Here is an 18009-nt window from a genome sequence, read left to right as displayed (position 1 = left end):
ATTTTTGATAAAAGAATGAAAAGATAACGAGATCCCTTTGGATTTCGTTATCTTTTTTGTTCACTCTCTAAAAGTCTCTCCTTCATCACCCCAGGCGTACAGCCATAAGTATTTCGGAAGATTCGGATAAAATAATTCGTCTCCATTCCCAGTTGAACCGCAATATCCTGAACGAGAATATCAGCATTCTCTGTCATTAACTGTATCGCACGTTCTAGTCGCAGATTCTGTAGATATTTATGTGGAGTTACGGCATATTCCTGTACGAATAGACGCTGGAAATGCTGGACGGAATACCCTACAGCAGCAGCTAGATTGGAGATAAGGAGTGGCTCAGTATAATGTTCGTTAATAAGCTCAACCGCCTTAGCCAACGCACCATTACGCACAGACTCAAGTTCAAAACGACCGCCTGAGGTGTGTTTGGATTCAGAACGTCGTAACATCAGAAGTAATCGATATAGGGTTATAGATAGATCCTCCATCCCATGCTCGTCTTGGCGACTAGCCGTCTGAGTGTTCGCCGTATGCCAGATCTTTCCGATCTCCTCCCAACATTGTTCAAAACGAGCAGGGTGATAGGGGGAAAAAGGGAGAAGGCCAATCCCCTCCAGCAAGCCTTGTGATTGAATGCCTTCGATCCCGATGAAGCCGACATGCCACGGTTCATGTGAGGTTGGATAATATTCATGTCCTCGATCTGGAGGGAAGGCGAAGACCATTCCAGGTTCTAGTGTGATCTCAGTGCCGCTCTCCAGATCTCGAAAGAGTCCAGTTCCGGTACGAATCAGAAAGATTTGGTGCACAGGAAATCCAGCAGGACGTACATGATGAAATTGGATATGACGACCTACAGAATAGGGATATAAAGGAAGTGTCTCCGCGTCGCGCGGTAATTCTATCAGAGAAAAAGGAAGCAGGATGGTTCACCTCATATTCATTTTGTGCTATCACTTCGAGAGTATATTCCTACTGCTGAAGACGACTTTTCTTTTATTATAAATAGTATAAATGATGATTCGTGATTTAGATAGCTAAGGCGTCTAACCAATCATCAGAGAATAGTCCCATTCATAACATGGGCAGAATTGAGAGGATGATCTTACACAATGAGTAAAAAACATTCCCCGATTAGCAGCAAAGCTCCAGTGATGCTGCACGGTGCTGATTATAATCCTGAGCAATGGCTGAAGTACCCGGAAATTTTGCGTGAGGATATTCGTTTGATGAAGCTTGCGAACTGTAATGTGATGTCTGTTGGGATTTTCTCTTGGGTATCCCTAGAGCCTGAAGAAGGTGTATTCACTTTCGATTGGCTGGATAGTGTATTGGATTCTTTTGCAGAGAATGGGATTTACGCATTTCTCGCAACACCTAGTGGAGCGCGGCCCGCTTGGATGTCTGAGAAGTACCCTGAAGTTCTAAGAGTGGAACGTAATCGTGTTCACAATTTACATGGCTTCCGTCATAATCACTGCTTCACCTCCCCTGTGTACCGGGAAAAGACTGCAATTTTAAATGCGAAGCTAGCAGAACGTTATAGCCAGCATCCTGCGGTTATCGGTTGGCATATTTCGAATGAGTTTGGTGGCGAATGCCACTGTGATCTTTGTCAAAATGCTTTTAGAGATTGGTTGAAGGACAAATACAATAACAGTCTGGATGAGGTGAATCATGCTTGGTGGGCTACGTTTTGGAGTCATACCTATACTTCATGGACACAAATTGAATCCCCGGCTCCACACGGAGAGACGCAAGTGCACGGCTTGAATCTCGACTGGCGTCGGTTTGTCAGCGAACGGACGATTGATTTCTGTCAGCATGAGATCAATACTGTTCGCCCGTACAATCCAGCGTTGCCAATTACAACGAATATGCATATGATCGATGGCATTGATTACCGCGAACTGGCTAAAATTCTGGATGTTGTCTCATGGGATGCTTATCCAGAATGGCATTATACTGAAGACGGTGACGATGCTAGACTGGCCGCATGGACGGCGATGCACTACGATTTAATGCGTTCTTTTAAAAAGAAACCGTTCCTCCTCATGGAAAGCACGCCATCACTTACGAACTGGCAATCGGTCAGTAAGCTGAAGCGTCCTGCCATGCACAAGCTGTCTTCGCTTCAAGCGGTAGCGCATGGTTCGGATTCTGTACAATATTTTCAATGGCGTAAAAGCCGGGGCTCTAGTGAGAAGTTTCACGGTGCAGTGGTTGACCATAGCGGCCACTCCGAGACTCGTGTGTTTAAAGACGTTACAGAGGTAGGAAAGATGCTGGCTGGAATGACAGAAGTAGTAGGTACATCAACTCCAGTAAAAACAGCAATTATTTTCGATTGGGACAACCGCTGGGCGATCAAGGATGCGCAAGGCATTCGTAATTCTGGATTGCGTTATGAGGAGACTGTACTACAGCATTATCGTGCACTTTGGGAGTTAGGCATTCCGGTTGATATGATCGGATCAGGGGATGATCTGTCCGATTATAAGCTGGTAATTGCACCTATGTTATATCTGATCAGTGAAGAGAATGGAAAGCGTATCGAGAAGTTTGTTGAACAGGGCGGAACATTCCTGGCAACCTATTGGTCTGGTGTCGTTAATGAAACGGATTTATGTCATTTGGGTGGATTCCCAGGACCGCTACGTAGAACGCTCGGCATTTGGGCGGAAGAGACCGAAGGGCTGCATAGCCGTGATTTGAATGGTGTTGTAATGCAGGCGAGCAATGCACTTAATCTAAGTGGAGATTATGATGCGCATGAAATTGCTGAGCTGATCCACTTGGAAGGTGCAGAAGCATTAGGCACTTATCGCAGCGATTTCTATGCTGGCCGTCCTGCGCTTACGGTAAACCGTTTCGGTGAAGGAAATGCCTATCATCTCGCTACTCGTGTGAAAGACGCCTCTTTCTACGTTGAATTGTATGCTGCAATCACTTCTAAAGCAGGAATTACTCGTGCGCTTGATAGTGAGCTACCAACTGGTGTGACAGCGCAGCTTCGGACGGATGGAGAGAGCGATTATATCTTCGTGCAAAACTTCAGCGGAAGTCCGCAAACGGTACAATTAAATGGAGAAGAATACACAGATATAACTTCAGACACTGCTGTTCCGGCTGTGTTGAATCTAGCGGTAAATGATCTCGCAATGTTGAAGCGTAAATCGTTAGTATAAAAAGAAGGCAGGACCTGAGGAATTCAGGTTCTGCCTTTTTAAAATTAATCTATAAATCGTCCCATCATAATCGTGTTATAGAATTTTCCGTCTGCAAGAATCTTATCATTCTTTAATATTCCCTCGATCTCAAAGCCAAGCTTCTGATAAAGGGTAATAGCTTTGTCGTTTGTTTCGAGGACATTTAAAGTGATTTTTTGGATACCGTTAGCGTCGGCCCAAGCAATCGATTCTGCTAAAAGATTTTTTCCAATTCCATAACCCCAATAATCCTGCAGCACACATACTCCGAACTCGACTTTATGAGCCGATCTTGCTAATGAATGACCTTCGCATCTAGAGAACCCAACGATTTGATCATTAACTACCGCGATTAGAAATAAGTTACGTAGTTTCTCTGAATCAGATTGAATTAGCTGCTGAAACCCTATTTCGTCTATAAAAGCCTCCCCTGGTTCTCTGTCTAGATTCTCAGTCTCCCCATCGATTTGTACTCTTAATTTGGACAATGTCATTGCATCCGTAGTGTTTGCAGATCTAATGGTGTATTGGGTTCCTTTCACGGCAAATGTTCGTTGATTAATAATCATTTGTCCTCCGTTACTACTGCTGATTTTAGAAATATTGCCTCGATACCCTCGATAATACGAGTATAATAACTCACTTCATGGGGTACAAAATGGGTTTTGTCTACATCCTGCTCAATGGTAATTCTATGTCCATGCGCATCGATTTGAAAACCGTTGACTTGTAGACTATGTATTTCTCCCTGCCAAAATCTGCGGAAATCAGAGAACTTAGCTTTGACAATGCCAGCGACCTCTTCTTTTTGTAGCTGAAAATCTTTTAGACGATAGGGATTGTTATAAACAAAGACATGCGCTCGTTCATTATCGATAAGGTTTTCTTTTCTCATACTGTAAGGAATTGTCCCTAGCCGGATCAGGTCTTCAAAAGATAGCTCTAGTCCCAGCTCTTCATGAACCTCGCGTGTTCCATCTTCTACAGTTTCGTTTGCTAGCAAATGTCCTGCGGCCGTGATGTCCAGTAGTCCCGCATAATCTTGTTTCTGTTCACTGCGAAGTTGTAAGTAGATATAGGGTATTTCCTGATCTTTGCTTATAAACCAGCAGTGGAAAGTCTCATGCCAATGTCCTAACCGATGTACCTCTTCACGTGGAGCCGTACCTGTTCGGTTGCCTCCTTCATCAAAAATGGTAAGTATCTCATTATGCATAGAAAAGCTCCTTTATGATGATTTCCTCTTCCTAAAGCCTATCATAAAAACGTTCGAATTATCCTGAATGTTAGGAGGTTCTTATTGACAACAGCTAGAATGAAATGTATATTTTTGGATGTTAATCAAAGGAGGAGTTAAATGAATTTAGTAACCATGAAGCAGAAGGATTTGGACACATTAATTGATGAAAGACTAGGATGGGCCTGTATGGAGCCTACCTTTCAGCAGATTCGCGCAAAATCACCATCGATCAAATCCGAAGTGATCTCAAAGCTCACAGATGGACAGAAAGCACTTTGTATGTTCAGAGTAATGCATGATCACAGCCGTAATTCCGAAGGGGAGTATTATGCTTGGATTTCTTACATGCAAGACCAGCCGGGGTATTGGACAGGAGTGATGGGAGGTTTACTTTTTTTTGGCGATGAACCAATGCAACTTTTGCTTCAGGAAACAAAGGCATTTCTCGAAGAAAGAAACAATCGACTTGGAATACAGTGGGTTGATGCTACCCTCACGGATCTCGATCGTGACCCTGAGTTGTTGAGAGGGATGAGTGGTTTATTTGAACGGTTTAAGAACATAGCCGAAAATAGCCACCGATTGATTGGCGAGTATATTCGGGCACATCCGGGAGAATTTGTGGAGATAGAAGGCTAATAATTATGAAAAAAAGTAAATTATTTTTATTGTTTCTTATAGTAATAAATCTGCTTCTTTACGGAGTTCCCTTATATCACAGTTATAATTCATTTCAAAATCTTGTACTGGATCGAATCGATGCTACTCAAATCACCTCCATTAGAGTTCTTAAGAGTTCTAATGAACAAGATATTAAAGTGGATGACCCGAAAGAAATTGAAAAGATCATACATGAGTTTTCTGACGTGAAATTAAAAAGAAGTGATGCATCCGAACGACCTGCGGAGACCTATTGGATAAGAATATATGTAAATAAAGATCAGCGCTTTGGAATGACACTCTATGGCACAGATTACTTGTATTTCAGCGATCGATCTAGTAATAGTAAGTATCACTCTGGAAATTTTAAGATTACTAGTAAATTTGATGGGGAATCCATTATAAGCTTGTTTAAGTAAAAATAACCCGCTGTCACAGGCAGCGGGTTAAATATTTTAGGTTATTTATCTAGCCATCCATCCGCCATCTACGTTAAGAATATGACCATTCAAGTAGTCTGAAGCTGCGGAAGCCAAGAATACAGCAGGACCTCTTAGATCATCTGGTGTTCCCCAACGTGCGGCTGGAATACGATCTAAGATCGCGTCCGAACGACTTTGGTCGGCACGGATCGGAGCTGTATTTTCAGTCGCCATGTAGCCTGGGGCAATCGCATTGATGTTCAGACCGGAGCCTGCCCATTCATTGGCAAAAGCTTTAGTAAGACCTGCAACCCCATGCTTACTCGCGGTGTAGCCAGGGACATTGATTCCGCCTTGATAGGAGAGCATAGAGGCGATGTTAATGATTTTGCCGGATCCTCTTTCCAGGAAGTGGCGGCCAGCGATCTGAGACAGAAGGAACACTGTGTTCAAGTTCAGGTTAATAACATCGAACCAGTCTTTTTCACTATGGTCTTTTGCCGGAGTACGGCGGATCATTCCTGCACAGTTCACGAGAATGTCAACATGACCAGTCAGTTCAAGTGCTTGGTCAAATGTGTTTTGCAGGTTGCTATGATCACTTAAGTCAGATTCGATGCTAACCGCTTTTACGCCAAAAGCTTTTGCAGCGTTTACGGTTTCTTGACTTGTATTAAGTGATACGGCTGCTATATCCGCACCTGCTTCCGCGAAGGCAAGGGCAATGCCTTGTCCAAGACCTTGAGCTGCACCGGTTACGAGTGCTGTTTTACCTGCCAAGCTGAATAATGATGATGACATTATAAATTACGCCCCTTTGATTAAATGGATTTAATTCCGGTTATTACTCACATTCAATGGCAACGCCTGCACCGCGGAACTGTTCTGCCGTTTCGGGAGAGAGTCCTTTATCTGTTAAGATAACGTCAACTTCCTGCAGAGAAGCGAATGTACGCAGCGCAGTTTGGCCGAATTTATGATGATCCACAACCGCGAACACTTTACGGGCAGTAGACACAAGGGCTTGCTTAAACTCAATTAAATCTCCTGTATAAATAGAAAGTCCATGTTCGATATGAATAGCTGTCGAGGACAGAAATGCTTTTTGAATATTAAGTTGTTGCACATAGGAGACGGCTTCAGGGCCGGCCAACATATTGCGGACACGGTACCCCCCGGGAACGACGAGACGAATATGATCTTTGAGAACCAGTTCGCTGATGATGTATACATCATTGGTGACTACCGTTAGAGGCATATTGTCCAGGCGTCGGGCAATTTCAAGCGTTGTGCTCCCGCCGTCAAGAGCTATAATATCGTCCTTTTCAATATGGGCAAGCGCGCGCAAGGCGATCTCCGTTTTTTCGTCGGAATACTTATCCAGTGGATCCTTAGAGGGCAAAATACCAAACTGGTCGCTTTGTGCCAGCACAGCTCCGCCATGTACACGTACAATCAGTCCTTGCTCCTCCAGCTTGCTCAAATCCTCACGAATTGTTTTTCCCGTAACCTGTAGCTTATCGCTCAGTTCATTCACCGTTACATCTTTTTGGTTCAGCATAACTTCCATTATCATCTCATGTCGTCGTATCGGGTTCATCCGCTTGCCTCAGCTTTCCGTAATTGATTTAAATTATAAGAAAGTTTAAGTTTCACGCTAGACTCTTCCTTATAATTCTCGCACAAACGCTTATCGTCCTTAAAAGGACGCCGAAGGCGTTTTAGCTTGTCTCTATTGTAGTTCTTTCATGGATACGGGGTCCATATCATCATATCTTTTATTATCGCCAGCCATACTCCAGATAAAAGTATAGTTATGAGTACCAACACCACTGTGGATGGACCAGCTTGGGGAAATAACCGCTTGTTCGTTTTGCATTACGATATGGCGAGTTTCATTAGGCTCTCCCATCAAGTGGAACACAACGGAATCGTCCGGTAGATCAAAATAGAAATAAGCTTCCATCCGGCGTGGATGTGTATGTGCCGGCATCGTATTCCACATGCTACCTGGCTTCAGTTGAGTCATACCCATAACTAGCTGAGCGCTTTGTACGCCGTTTGTATGAATGAACCGGTGAATGGTACGCTCGTTGGAGTTCTCCAAACCGCCCATCGCACCGGATTCGGATTCAGCCAGAGTGGTTTTAGTAGTTGGATAGGACTGGTGAGCAGGTGCAGAATTCAAATAAAATTTAGCGGGCTTGGAAGCGTCTGCACTTTTGAAGATAACATCTTTAGAACCCTGACCAACATACAGACATTCTTTGAAATCTACTTCATATTCTGTACCATCGACAATAACCGCCCCTTTACCGCCAACATTGATGATCCCTAGCTCACGGCGCTCCAAGAAGTAAGTAACCCCAAGTTCTTTAAGGTCAGTTGTAAGTGCAACTTCTTCCTTAACAGGATTAGCACCGCCAACGATCATACGATCCTCATGGGTAAGTACTAGCTTCAGTTCATCGGGTGCAAAAATGACAGGAATATGGAATTCCTTGCGGAGGCGCTCAGTGTCAAACTGCTTAACTTCATTAGGATGGGATGCAAAACGTCTTTCCATGGATTATTCAATCTCCTTCAAAAGCATATTTTTGTTCGTATAGGTACAATTTACTCCATTTATGTTCATTTTACAAGTGTTTATTTTTATATATTGGTTCATTATAGTTTATTTATAAGTTTTAATAATTGCAAAATGAACGAAAAGTGTGCACAATAGATCTAAAATGCTTAGTTCTCATTTATAGGATTGTTATCATACTATTGAAAATTGAGATGTGGGAGGTTGAACTTGAATGCTGGAGTCGAATGGTATTCAGAGTACTTATCAGGACCGTCAACAAGAAATCATTATAAGTATAGCGCTGGAAGCGCAGAGACGGCCTCTGCTTGAGAGTGGACTCTGGTTCCACGATGATGTGCGAAATAACTTTTATTATGCCTCATATCTTTTTGCAGCTGCAGTAGATGATTCTTTGTCGTTGCCTTTTGACCGGGAAGAAGCAAAGCAGAAGGCACAGGATGTGCTGCTAGAGACATTAATGCTACAGAATCGTCAACCTGGCACGGAGCTATACGGGCACTGGCCGCTTGGATTGAATCCGGTTCCACGTGAGGCTTCACCGCATGAGTTACCTGTGGAAATTATGGGCAGCTTGCTGGTTTACTTTTGCAAAAGATATGGTGGAGCACTAAACGCTCAACTTCGCATTGTCCTGAATACAGCATTTGGACACATTTATCGGAGTGGTTTCTACCGTAAGCCGGTAATCACTTTTGGACATCATGAAGCGAAATATACAGCAGCAAAGCTGATTTTTGGCACTCTGTTTGCAGATGATGTGCTCGTTGAAGATGGTCGGCAAAGTTTGAAGGACACATTGACGTACATCCGCTCTAAGGGGATGCCAGAATACGGCAGTCTCCCGTGGTTCTGGCATTGGATACAAGCGTTTACCTGCGCTTTGGAGCTTGTCCCAACAGAGGATACGGATTTAATAACTACTCTTAAAGAGATGCTTGATCATCTTTGGATGGTAAGAGCTGAGTTTTATTTACGCGGAGCTTGGGTGGGTGCACATTCTAGAGGTTGGCCACATGATGTACCAGGAGATGCTAATGTGCTTCATGACTATATTCAATTCGGGGACTTCAAGCTTTCAGTGGCAATGCCACGTACGGAATACGCTGGACTCCTGTTCTATAAAGCACCAAATGAGGCTTTAACAGCTGCAATGAATCGCCAGACGCCTGTGGAAACCACTAAGATTACACAGAAGGTAGTCCCAGCAGATCCGAACGCTCAACCGTTGCTTCATTCTTATGCCTATATTACAGAGGATTATGCAGCAGGCGGGATGTGGGAGCGAGTAGAAGAATTCGACAATGAACAGCTCCGGTGGGCTTTTTCCTTGCCTGTAAGTGGAGAGGGTGGGGGGAACCAGCTGTATTTCTTCCACCCAGGTCAATACTACAATTCGGGAGATCCTCGCCATCAGAGTCGTTATATGGAGGTCCTTTATCACAAAAATGTAGTTATTTCTTTATTTCCCATTCCTCAGGGGGAAAAAAATACGATTATCGGTGTTCTTCCTCACGGGGAGTGGATGCAAGACCTGAACGCCTTGTTCGGTCACGTTGGCGATGTCTATTTCGCAATATATCTATCTCATCCATATCATCTGCAAAAACATAAGGGATACATTGAGGTAACAGCTACGGGGATGCCGGGTGGGGTGATCGTTGAGGCGATCGGTGTTAAGGAGTCTGCAGAGCGTGGAATCATCGGACTGGATGCATTTGTAATAGCTATGGCCCATAATGAACCCCGATTTGAGACGGAAGACGGATTGGCGGCTCATTATACGACCAGTAATGGCGATAGATTGCATTTGAGTATGAAGAGCGAGTCAGAGCCACCGCGAGCTTTGCTGAATGGTGAGAAGATCTCTTTGGAGAACTATACGGTTTAATAAGAACTCAACATATTTGTGAGTAAAGTTTGGATAGAGTCGACCTTAAGGTCGGCTTTTTTTATGTAATAATCCGATATGAACAGTTATGATTCGATTTCACTTTAGAGTCCGTGTGCAAATAGCCCGATGAACTTCTAATGCATTTACTGCAATAGAATCTAATTAGTGTGCATACTATGCTATAGCTTTATTTGGAAATTTACTCCTAATAAAAACCAGCTTTCCTTTAAGGGCAAGGCTTTCGTGATCTTATTTGAAATTAATTACATTAATCTCTAATTTTATGAGAGACATTTATCACAATAAAGGTTAATATCTAAGTGAGACATATGTATGAATGCGCTTTCTTAAATCCGATCAAACCTAACTCAAAGAATGCGAGGGATTTACTGTGACAGGAACTGAATTTCGTGTAGAAAATGATTTTCTAGGCAGCAAACAAGTAGATAAGAACGCATACTATGGGATTCAGACATTACGCGCAGTAGAGAATTTTCCAATTACGGGTTATAGAGTGCACAATGAATTAATCAAAGCGATGGGGATCGTAAAGAAAGCCGCTGCGCTTGCAAATATGGAAATTGGCAGGCTCTATCGTGGGCTTGGAGAAGTTGTTGTGAAAGCAGCAGATGAGATCATCGAAGGTCAATGGCACGAACAATTTATTGTAGACCCTATACAGGGTGGTGCAGGTACCTCGTTAAATATGAATGCCAATGAAGTCATTGCTAACCGAGCATTAGAGCTGCTTGGTCATGAAAAAGGAGACTATCGTCATTTAAGTCCCAACTCTCATGTGAATATGGCACAGTCTACAAATGATGCATTCCCTACGGCTATTCATATTGCGACGCTTTCTCTTCTGGAACAACTGCTTATTACTATGCGCAGAATGCATGAGGTATTTGCAGACAAAGCCAAGGAATTCGATCCGGTTATAAAAATGGGACGCACGCATCTACAAGATGCAGTGCCGATTCGTCTGGGCCAAGAGTTCGAGGCTTATCGCAGAGTACTTGAGAGAGATATCAAACGTATTGAACATACACGTCATCATTTGTATGAAGTGAATATGGGGGCAACGGCTGTAGGAACTGGATTAAATGCTGACCCTCGATATATCGAAGTGGTTGTAGAGCATTTGGCTGAAATAAGTGGATTGCCGCTAGTTACTGCAGATCATCTTGTGGATGCTACGCAAAATACAGATGCATACACAGAAGTATCTGCTGCCCTAAAAGTCTGTATGATGAACATGTCCAAGATTGCTAATGATCTTCGGCTCATGGCTTCTGGTCCGCGGACAGGATTTAATGAAATTTCACTCCCTGCACGTCAGCCAGGTTCCTCCATTATGCCAGGTAAAGTCAATCCAGTAATGGCGGAGGTCATCAATCAGGTGGCTTTTCAAGTGATAGGAAATGACCATACAATCTGTCTGGCTTCCCAAGCGGGTCAACTGGAACTGAATGTTATGGAGCCAGTTCTAGTGTTTAATCTCATTCAGTCCATCAGCATCATGAACAACTCCTTCCAAGTCTTCACAGATTTCTGTCTGGCTGGTATTGAAGCCAATAAAGAGAAGCTAGAGCGGGATGTGGAGCGGAGTGTCGGAATCATTACCGCAGTTAACCCACATTTGGGCTACGAAGTGGTTTCTCGTATTGCTCGTGAGGCAATTTTGACAGGAGAATCTGTTCGTGATTTGTGCCTTAAGTATAATGTGCTATCCGAGGAAGAGCTCAATCTGATTCTGGACCCATACGAAATGACGCATCCAGGAATCGCAGGCTCAGCTTTATTGCAGAAGCAGTAGGGGATTACCTAACCGTTAATCGCTGACTTTGTCATCCATGTGCTACGATATTTAATAAGAACCTACTTCAACGTTAGTTAGAAGTAGGTTCTTTTGTGTTTCAGGCTTACAGGAAAAAGAATGAACGTAATAGCCCGCGCTTCCTCGGTGGAGAGGGTATTCTTGTACTAGTAACGGGATGGGAAGCTTCATTTGACGTGAAGACGTTGACTTTTGTAGCTTGCATGGGTTCTAGGGTTGCCGCTAATTGTTTGATCATTATCCGCAGATCCTCAAGCTCCTCACGCTGCTGAAGTAACTGTATCATGACTACTTCGTCGGCTTTTTGATCAAGGGTGCGTTCAATATAATGAATCCGGGACAATATATCTTGCATAGGCTCAGTGTCTGTGGAATGTAGTGGATCTTGCGGTGACTTGGATATTTGATTTTCATTCGAGACAGGTAATTGAATACCTTCCAGTGGTTCTCCGTGATTAATACATTCTTTAATATGTGTGAGCAAGCTGATTTGCTGCTCTGAGAAAGTATAGTGGCCAAATCGGTCCTTTGGAAAAAAATCAGGGAACATAGCAGCCCAACGTTTGATCGTTGTTTGGCTAACAGACAACAGCTCTGCGGCATCCTTTGTTTTCAAAATTTCCATTTTGATTCCTCCAGTTCAGGTAGTCATGTTATGAGTAATTCGTTGTTCAATTGCTGCTCCCTGCACGGTTGACAAAGGAAGTGCGGATTCGATAAACAAAGTGTAATTACGAGCAATCTCACCATTCTTGGATTTCACTATCTTGCTTTTACATTCTAGAATGAGTACAGATGACCCTGAAGCGGGGTATACTTGGTTTAGAGGTGAAGCGTATGGATAAGAGTGGAGAAGTGGAAAAGATGACTGAGGAGCAATGGCAGGCTATTTTGCAAAATGATGCAGCTTATAACGAAAAATTCTTTTATGCTGTGAAGACTACGGGAATCTTTTGCCGACCTTCCTGCAAGTCCAAAGCACCTAACCGGGAGAATGCACGTATCTTTCAAAATGCAGAACAAGCATTAGAATCTGGATTTCGTCCCTGTAAAAGATGCAAACCGACGGGTGAGCGGCTGCCGGATAAGGAGTGGGTGGCTGTAATGACTGAATATATCGACAAACATTATCATGAACCTCTTACTCTTGAAACGCTGGCAGAAGTCTGTCATGGAAGCCCTTATCATCTGCATCGAACCTTCAAGAAAGTAACGGGAATCACGCCAGTGGATTATATACAGCAAAAGAGAATCGTTCAGGCATCTGAATATTTGGTTACCACAGATCGGGATATAGCTGATATTGGATTACATGTGGGTCTGCCAAATACGTCGTATTTTATTACCTTATTTAAGAAAAAGACGGGGCTTACCCCAACGAAGTATCGACAGCTTAACAAATTAGAATTAACGAATCATTCTGAATTATTCTTGGGGGTACAGAAAAATGGAGAGTAGACCAAGTGCAATCATATACTGGACATTGCTAACTTATAAGGAATGGAGTTTCTATATCGCAGCGTCGGAGAAAGGATTAAGTTATGTGGGGTCGCAGCAGAAGCCATTCGAAGAGATGAGTGACTGGATCAGCCGTAGATTTCCTGAAAGTGAACTGGTGCAGGACGATGAGAAAATGGTTCCATTTGTACAGGAACTGATCGAATATTTGCAAGGGGTACGGCAAGCATTCAGCATTCCTTTTGACTATCGTGGGACTCCATTTCAACTCGCGGTGTGGAAAGCGTTATGTGAAATTCCATATGGACAAACGTGGTCTTATTCGGACATCGCCACATATATTCAAAAGCCTGCTGCAGTACGCGCGGTAGGGACGGCCATAGGTGCAAATCCGATACTAATTACGGTGCCCTGCCACCGAGTGATTGGTAAGAATGGAACATTAACTGGTTACCGCGGGGGATTAGAGATGAAGACGAGGCTGCTTCATTTGGAAAGTGGAAAGACTGCTCAAACATTATGAACAATGAGATCCAGTACAAGACCCCAAAGACCTTACTTAATAAAGGGACGGGTTATCTGAACGGATACAGTCATTCTTTAAATCCATATACCGGCTGTACTTATGGCTGTTCTTATTGTTATGTGCGTCAAATGCCCGTTTCACTGTTTCGTCAAGAGGAATGGGGAACGTGGGTAGATGTCAAACAAGAAGCCGCAGCTATTTTGCGCAAAGAACTCCAGAAAGCAAAATCTAAAGGACCGGTCTCCATTTTTATGTCCTCTAGCACAGATCCTTACCAACCGATAGAGCATAAGGAGCAGGTAACCAGAGCTTTGCTGGAGGTTATGGTGGAGACCCCGCCCGATTTTCTGTTCGTGCAGACGCGCAGTCCGCTCGTACGCAGAGATATAGATTTATTATTACGCTTAGAAGATAAGGTTCGCGTGAGTATGACTGTAGAGACGGATCGTGAAGATATTCGCAAAAAATTCACACCAAGTGCTCCGCCCATATCTGCAAGATTAAAGACACTGCAATTACTGCGTGAAGCGGGCGTTCCTGTTCAAGCTACCATCGCTCCGGTATTGCCGAGCAGTACGTCTTTTCCAGAGATCCTAAGGAGCTTGGTGAATAGAGTCTGTATCGACGATTATTTTATGGGAGATGGCAGTGGGGGCAAACGGACACGGAGATTAGGTCTTTATTCCCTTTATGAAGAGCTGCAATTGGAAGAATGGTACGATCCGGCGGCTTATCGCAGAGTGTACGATGGACTCCGGAGTGTTTTTAATGAAGATGAGCTTTTCTTGAGCCAGAAGGGGTTCGAGCCTTAAACTGAAACATGATATAATAAACGAGAGCATTCATACTTAGTATTTTAAAATACTTAATACCTGTAATCGCTTATTGGAGGAGTAGAGTGGCAAAAGTAAAAGTGGCCAAGCGGCCCACAAGAGATGAATTTGTACTTGAAGAGCTAGGTAATCAGTTAGTTGAAGCCAAGCAAGAAGGTTCTGAGATCTTATTAACCGTATGGGGAAAAGAAGATCAGGTGCGTGGAACAATTGTTGAAATGGATTCACGGACTGGAAAAGTACACATCAGTAAAAACGAAGGTATCGAAAAAGTTCCGTTTATGGATATTATGCAAGTTAATTATCCCAGAGATTAATGGGAACGCAGCAATAAGAGGTCCTGTGAGCCATGTTGGCTTTGGGGCCTCTTTGACCATATAGTATCGAATAGATTAAAGAGAGGTAGATCAGATATGACAGTAACTAAAACCAATGCGATGCGAATGCTAGATGCGAAGAAAATTGGATATGAAGTGTTTGTTTATGACAACGAGGATGGACTAATCCATGGTACGGCAGTTGCGGAGAAGATTGGAAAGGCGGCTGAGACGGTTTTTAAAACTTTGGTCGCTCATAGCGGAGCAAATCTTTATGTATTTGTTATACCGGTTGCTGAGGAGCTGGATCTCAAAAAGGCGGCCAAGGCCGCCGGAGAGAAAAAGATTGAGATGCTGCCAGTGAAAGACTTACAGAAGTGGACGGGTTATATCCGTGGTGGATGTTCACCAGTCGGTATGAAAAAGCTATATCCAACGTTCATTGATAGCGGTGCAGAAAGTCAGGAAACGATAGCCGTTAGCGCCGGGAAAATTGGTCAACAAATAGATGTATCACCGCAGCTTCTTGCAGGGGTAACCAATGCAAAATTCACAGATCTAATTAAATAGATGAGCAACAAGAAGACCTAAATACTCCTTCAAGGCTGTGCCTGTAGTGGAGATGGCTCCTGGCGAAGGAGTGAACTTTGAGGGTTGCAACGAAAATTCAGCGCTGGCGATATAATCTGTAGGAAAAGCTTGCGCTGTTAGCCCTGCATTCTTGAAGTGCTGCATCGAGCGGGGCATATGAAACCCTGATGTGACTAGTACAGGACGCTTAAGTCCCTTCTCTTGTAGGATTGCGGCGGTATTTACAGCATTCTGCTCCGTATTAAGAGATTGATTGTCGGTCAGGATATCCTCTTCGGGGACACCGAGTCCAAGGAGTTGTCTTTTGGCGATATCCGCTTCATTGCCGCTGTCGGAGAAAACTTGTCCACCAGAGAATAGGATGGGTAAACCACTCGCATGATGTAGTCGTACAGCTGTAATTAGCCGATTTGCTGCTGATCCATATAAGTTGCCCTCGCCATCCATATCCGGTGTCCCGGAGCTTGCACCTCCACCAAGCACAACGATAACATCTCCTTGCAATGTATCCGGTTGAGGATATTTTCGTTCTAAACCTCCGATTAACGCATCGCTGACTAAGGAAGTCATGGAGAAATACATAAGCAGTGTAATGCCAAGCAAGACAAGCGCAGGACGACGGTTCTTTTTCCATAACCAAATGACAAGACCGAGCAGAAGTAGGATGAAAAGTCCTGGAGGAAGCACAAAGCTGTATACAAATTTGATGATGTAAATCAACAGTATCAACCGCCTTCGTAAAGTATGAGTTCAGGTTGTATTGTAACATGAGTTGGGGTGTTCGAAGTTGCACAAAAGACCGAAATGGTCTTTTTTTATTTGATGAGAAGCCTAATCAACGCCTTCGAAAGAAGGCTTTTTTGTTAGTCGATACCTTTCAATAAAATAGTTAAATATCGTGAATAAAAGATGGTCTCAAATCAGTATGAATATCTTACAATCTACTATGGTGGGGGCTCGGTCGATGTACAAGTCGGTACACTCGGCATGTCATCCCTACTCGATCTTACTCCATCCAGCGCCTAGAAAATTATTTGCTCATATAAACATTTTCATATTTATTTCCTCATTGAGTTCCTGGAGACATTTGAATATTCCTTCATGATCGTCATGCTCTGAGATTCCTTGACACTCACTCCCCGACCCGAAGATCGGTTTCATCCGTATGAATCAGCGGTTTTCGTAACAAAGTGGAGCGAATCTCCCATTTTGGCCGCTAGCACCTTTATGATATATTGTTATACTCTATGCGCTGGAACGCAAAAGAAGACAACTTCTACTGAAGGTGCTCCTAGAGTGTCGATAAAGTCCAATGAAATAGTTAGGGGAAGATGAGCTGCACGGGAATGACGGCGTTCTTAGGTGAATAAATATTCTCTATCTGTTCTAGTAACAGCTTTACGGCTGTTCGTGCCATTTCCTGTTCATCCTGCTGTACATAAGCTACGAATGAAAGATGTGGATTATCGAAAGATAGCAAATCGATATTTGAGTGATTGTTCAGACGGCTGATAGCAGCCGATGTAAGGCGTGCGGTTTCTTCGGTTAAGGAGAAAGCTGCCGAAATTCCACTATGCCCCTGCAAGAAGTCGCTTACATACTCCAATGCTTGCTTACCGCGTAGAATGTCGAGAGGGATGTGACACCACAAGCTCTTGTCGATTGATATACCTCGATCTGTGTACGCCTTCTCGAAGCCGAGCGTGCGATCCTCGATGGCTGTATTGGCATTCTCAGGTGAGATGAGCGCAATTTGATGATGACCCTTGGATAGCAAATGAGAGACAGCCTTATACGCACCGCCGTAATTGTCTGATGTAATCGTGTATGTCTCAATGTTGCGCAGGTAGCGGTCGATGAACACACATGGGAATTTATCGAGCGACAGACGCAGTAGTGATTCGTTGTACTTCTCATCTTCTGTTGGAAAAACGATCAGTCCCTTCACACCGAGCCCCGTTAGTGTACGAATGGCGTTCGATTCGATAGAGGAGGACTCTCGCGTGATGCTTAGTACCATGCTGAGGCCAGCTTCAGACAGGAATTGTTCCGTGTAGTCGACGAGCTTCTGAATGACACGGGTTACCATCGTCGGAATAATGAAGCCGATGAGCGGCAAGGACGACGCGCTGTGTGGAGATAATGGAGAATCAATGCTAGAAACATCAAGACTAGAAGAGACGAATGTGCCTTTGCCTTGTACGCGTATAATTAATCCTTCGTCAGCTAGCTGGGTTAAGGCGTTTTTGACGGTTATTTTACTTACTTTGAATTCGTCCATTAATTCTTGTTCAGAAGGGACGCGGTCCGTTGGCCGAAGCTGCCCAGATTTAATTTTCTGTACAATATCTTCTTGAATTTGCTTGTAGAGCACCAACTTTTTCAAATAAGTACATCTCCCTTAAAATTTAATGATTTTTATAATCAATTGGTTATAT

20 protein-coding genes are annotated in these 18009 nt (G+C 43.6%); 10 read left to right on the top strand and 10 right to left on the bottom strand.

Features of this window, described 5'->3' with window-relative positions; all coding sequences use genetic code 11:
* Positions 1–47 precede the first annotated feature (47 nt).
* On the bottom strand, positions 48–902 hold the full coding sequence (locus MHB64_RS18630; protein WP_341136099.1) for an AraC family transcriptional regulator: 855 nt from the start codon (positions 900–902) through the stop codon (positions 48–50).
* A 207-nt stretch (positions 903–1109) separates the two neighbouring features.
* Here MHB64_RS18630 and MHB64_RS18625 point away from each other — a divergent pair, with 207 nt between their 5' ends.
* Positions 1110–3185 carry a beta-galactosidase gene (locus MHB64_RS18625; RefSeq protein ID WP_341135127.1) on the top strand — a complete coding sequence of 692 codons (2076 nt, stop codon included), beginning with the start codon at positions 1110–1112 and terminating at the stop codon, positions 3183–3185.
* Between the two features lie 44 nt (positions 3186–3229).
* Here the strand turns inward: MHB64_RS18625 and MHB64_RS18620 are convergent, their stop codons facing one another.
* Positions 3230–3775, bottom strand: a complete 546-nt coding sequence (locus tag MHB64_RS18620; protein ID WP_094872999.1) for a GNAT family N-acetyltransferase — start codon at positions 3773–3775, stop codon at positions 3230–3232.
* Entirely contained in the window at positions 3772–4422 is a 651-nt protein-coding gene (locus MHB64_RS18615) for an NUDIX hydrolase (protein ID WP_341135126.1), read from the bottom strand. Before MHB64_RS18615 ends, MHB64_RS18620 begins: the two co-directional genes overlap by 4 nt.
* Before the next feature lie 141 nt (positions 4423–4563).
* Between MHB64_RS18615 and MHB64_RS18610 the strand changes: the two genes are divergently transcribed.
* The gene (locus tag MHB64_RS18610) at positions 4564–5085 is read left to right on the top strand and encodes a hypothetical protein (protein WP_341135125.1); all 522 of its coding nucleotides are present in this window, start codon (positions 4564–4566) and stop codon (positions 5083–5085) included.
* Between the two features lie 5 nt (positions 5086–5090).
* The gene (locus MHB64_RS18605) at positions 5091–5525 is read left to right on the top strand and encodes a DUF5301 domain-containing protein (protein WP_094878446.1); all 435 of its coding nucleotides are present in this window, start codon (positions 5091–5093) and stop codon (positions 5523–5525) included.
* Between the two features lie 45 nt (positions 5526–5570).
* Here MHB64_RS18605 and kduD read toward each other — a convergent pair whose 3' ends face one another.
* The 3 genes from kduD to kduI form a co-directional block, all read right to left on the bottom strand.
* A complete protein-coding gene (gene kduD, locus MHB64_RS18600; RefSeq protein ID WP_094878445.1) occupies positions 5571–6329 on the bottom strand; it encodes a 2-dehydro-3-deoxy-D-gluconate 5-dehydrogenase KduD in 759 nt (252 codons plus the stop codon).
* Positions 6330–6372: 43 nt separating this feature from the next.
* The gene (locus tag MHB64_RS18595; RefSeq protein ID WP_280786372.1) at positions 6373–7128 is read right to left on the bottom strand and encodes a DeoR/GlpR family DNA-binding transcription regulator; all 756 of its coding nucleotides are present in this window, start codon (positions 7126–7128) and stop codon (positions 6373–6375) included.
* A 132-nt stretch (positions 7129–7260) separates the two neighbouring features.
* Positions 7261–8094: a 5-dehydro-4-deoxy-D-glucuronate isomerase gene (gene kduI / locus MHB64_RS18590; RefSeq protein ID WP_094878444.1), complete on the bottom strand. Its 834-nt coding sequence runs from the start codon at positions 8092–8094 to the stop codon at positions 7261–7263.
* 235 nt (positions 8095–8329) lie between these two features.
* On the opposite strand from kduI, the gene MHB64_RS18585 reads away from it, so the two are divergent.
* Complete coding sequence (locus tag MHB64_RS18585; RefSeq protein WP_341135124.1) at positions 8330–10006, top strand: hypothetical protein; 1677 nt, start codon at positions 8330–8332, stop codon at positions 10004–10006.
* Between the two features lie 394 nt (positions 10007–10400).
* Complete coding sequence (aspA, locus tag MHB64_RS18580; protein ID WP_094873012.1) at positions 10401–11825, top strand: aspartate ammonia-lyase; 1425 nt, start codon at positions 10401–10403, stop codon at positions 11823–11825.
* A gap of 106 nt (positions 11826–11931) precedes the next feature.
* On the opposite strand, the gene MHB64_RS18575 is transcribed toward aspA, so the two are convergent.
* The gene (locus MHB64_RS18575; protein WP_341135123.1) at positions 11932–12471 is read right to left on the bottom strand and encodes a MerR family transcriptional regulator; all 540 of its coding nucleotides are present in this window, start codon (positions 12469–12471) and stop codon (positions 11932–11934) included.
* Positions 12472–12486: 15 nt separating this feature from the next.
* Positions 12487–12609, bottom strand: a complete 123-nt coding sequence (locus MHB64_RS18570) for a hypothetical protein (RefSeq protein ID WP_341109079.1) — start codon at positions 12607–12609, stop codon at positions 12487–12489.
* Positions 12610–12683: 74 nt separating this feature from the next.
* On the opposite strand from MHB64_RS18570, the gene MHB64_RS18565 reads away from it, so the two are divergent.
* From MHB64_RS18565 to ybaK, 5 genes are all read left to right on the top strand, one after another.
* Positions 12684–13304: a bifunctional transcriptional activator/DNA repair enzyme AdaA gene (locus MHB64_RS18565; protein ID WP_143812454.1), complete on the top strand. Its 621-nt coding sequence runs from the start codon at positions 12684–12686 to the stop codon at positions 13302–13304.
* On the top strand, positions 13294–13827 hold the full coding sequence (locus tag MHB64_RS18560) for a methylated-DNA--[protein]-cysteine S-methyltransferase (RefSeq protein ID WP_094873016.1): 534 nt from the start codon (positions 13294–13296) through the stop codon (positions 13825–13827). Before MHB64_RS18565 ends, MHB64_RS18560 begins: the two co-directional genes overlap by 11 nt.
* Complete coding sequence (locus MHB64_RS18555) at positions 13824–14642, top strand: SPL family radical SAM protein (protein ID WP_341135122.1); 819 nt, start codon at positions 13824–13826, stop codon at positions 14640–14642. The genes MHB64_RS18560 and MHB64_RS18555 overlap by 4 nt, the downstream gene beginning before the upstream one ends.
* An 86-nt stretch (positions 14643–14728) precedes the next feature.
* The gene (locus tag MHB64_RS18550; protein ID WP_094873018.1) at positions 14729–14980 is read left to right on the top strand and encodes a YolD-like family protein; all 252 of its coding nucleotides are present in this window, start codon (positions 14729–14731) and stop codon (positions 14978–14980) included.
* Between the two features lie 96 nt (positions 14981–15076).
* On the top strand, positions 15077–15550 hold the full coding sequence (ybaK, locus tag MHB64_RS18545) for a Cys-tRNA(Pro) deacylase (RefSeq protein ID WP_341135121.1): 474 nt from the start codon (positions 15077–15079) through the stop codon (positions 15548–15550).
* Here the strand turns inward: ybaK and MHB64_RS18540 are convergent.
* Positions 15539–16291, bottom strand: coding sequence for a YdcF family protein (locus MHB64_RS18540; RefSeq protein WP_341135120.1), 753 nt, complete (start codon positions 16289–16291; stop codon positions 15539–15541). The two genes, ybaK and MHB64_RS18540, sit on opposite strands and share 12 nt — an antisense overlap.
* 601 nt (positions 16292–16892) lie before the next feature.
* Positions 16893–17957: a GntR family transcriptional regulator gene (locus MHB64_RS18535; protein WP_341135119.1), complete on the bottom strand. Its 1065-nt coding sequence runs from the start codon at positions 17955–17957 to the stop codon at positions 16893–16895.
* Between the last annotated feature and the right edge of the window lie 52 nt (positions 17958–18009).

The organism is Paenibacillus sp. FSL K6-2859, from assembly GCF_038008265.1.
Classification (GTDB): Bacteria; Bacillota; Bacilli; order Paenibacillales; family Paenibacillaceae; genus Paenibacillus_AQ; species Paenibacillus_AQ nitricinens.
The sequence above is the reverse complement of the archived record's forward strand: the minus strand, read 5'-3'. Positions and strand labels throughout refer to the sequence as shown.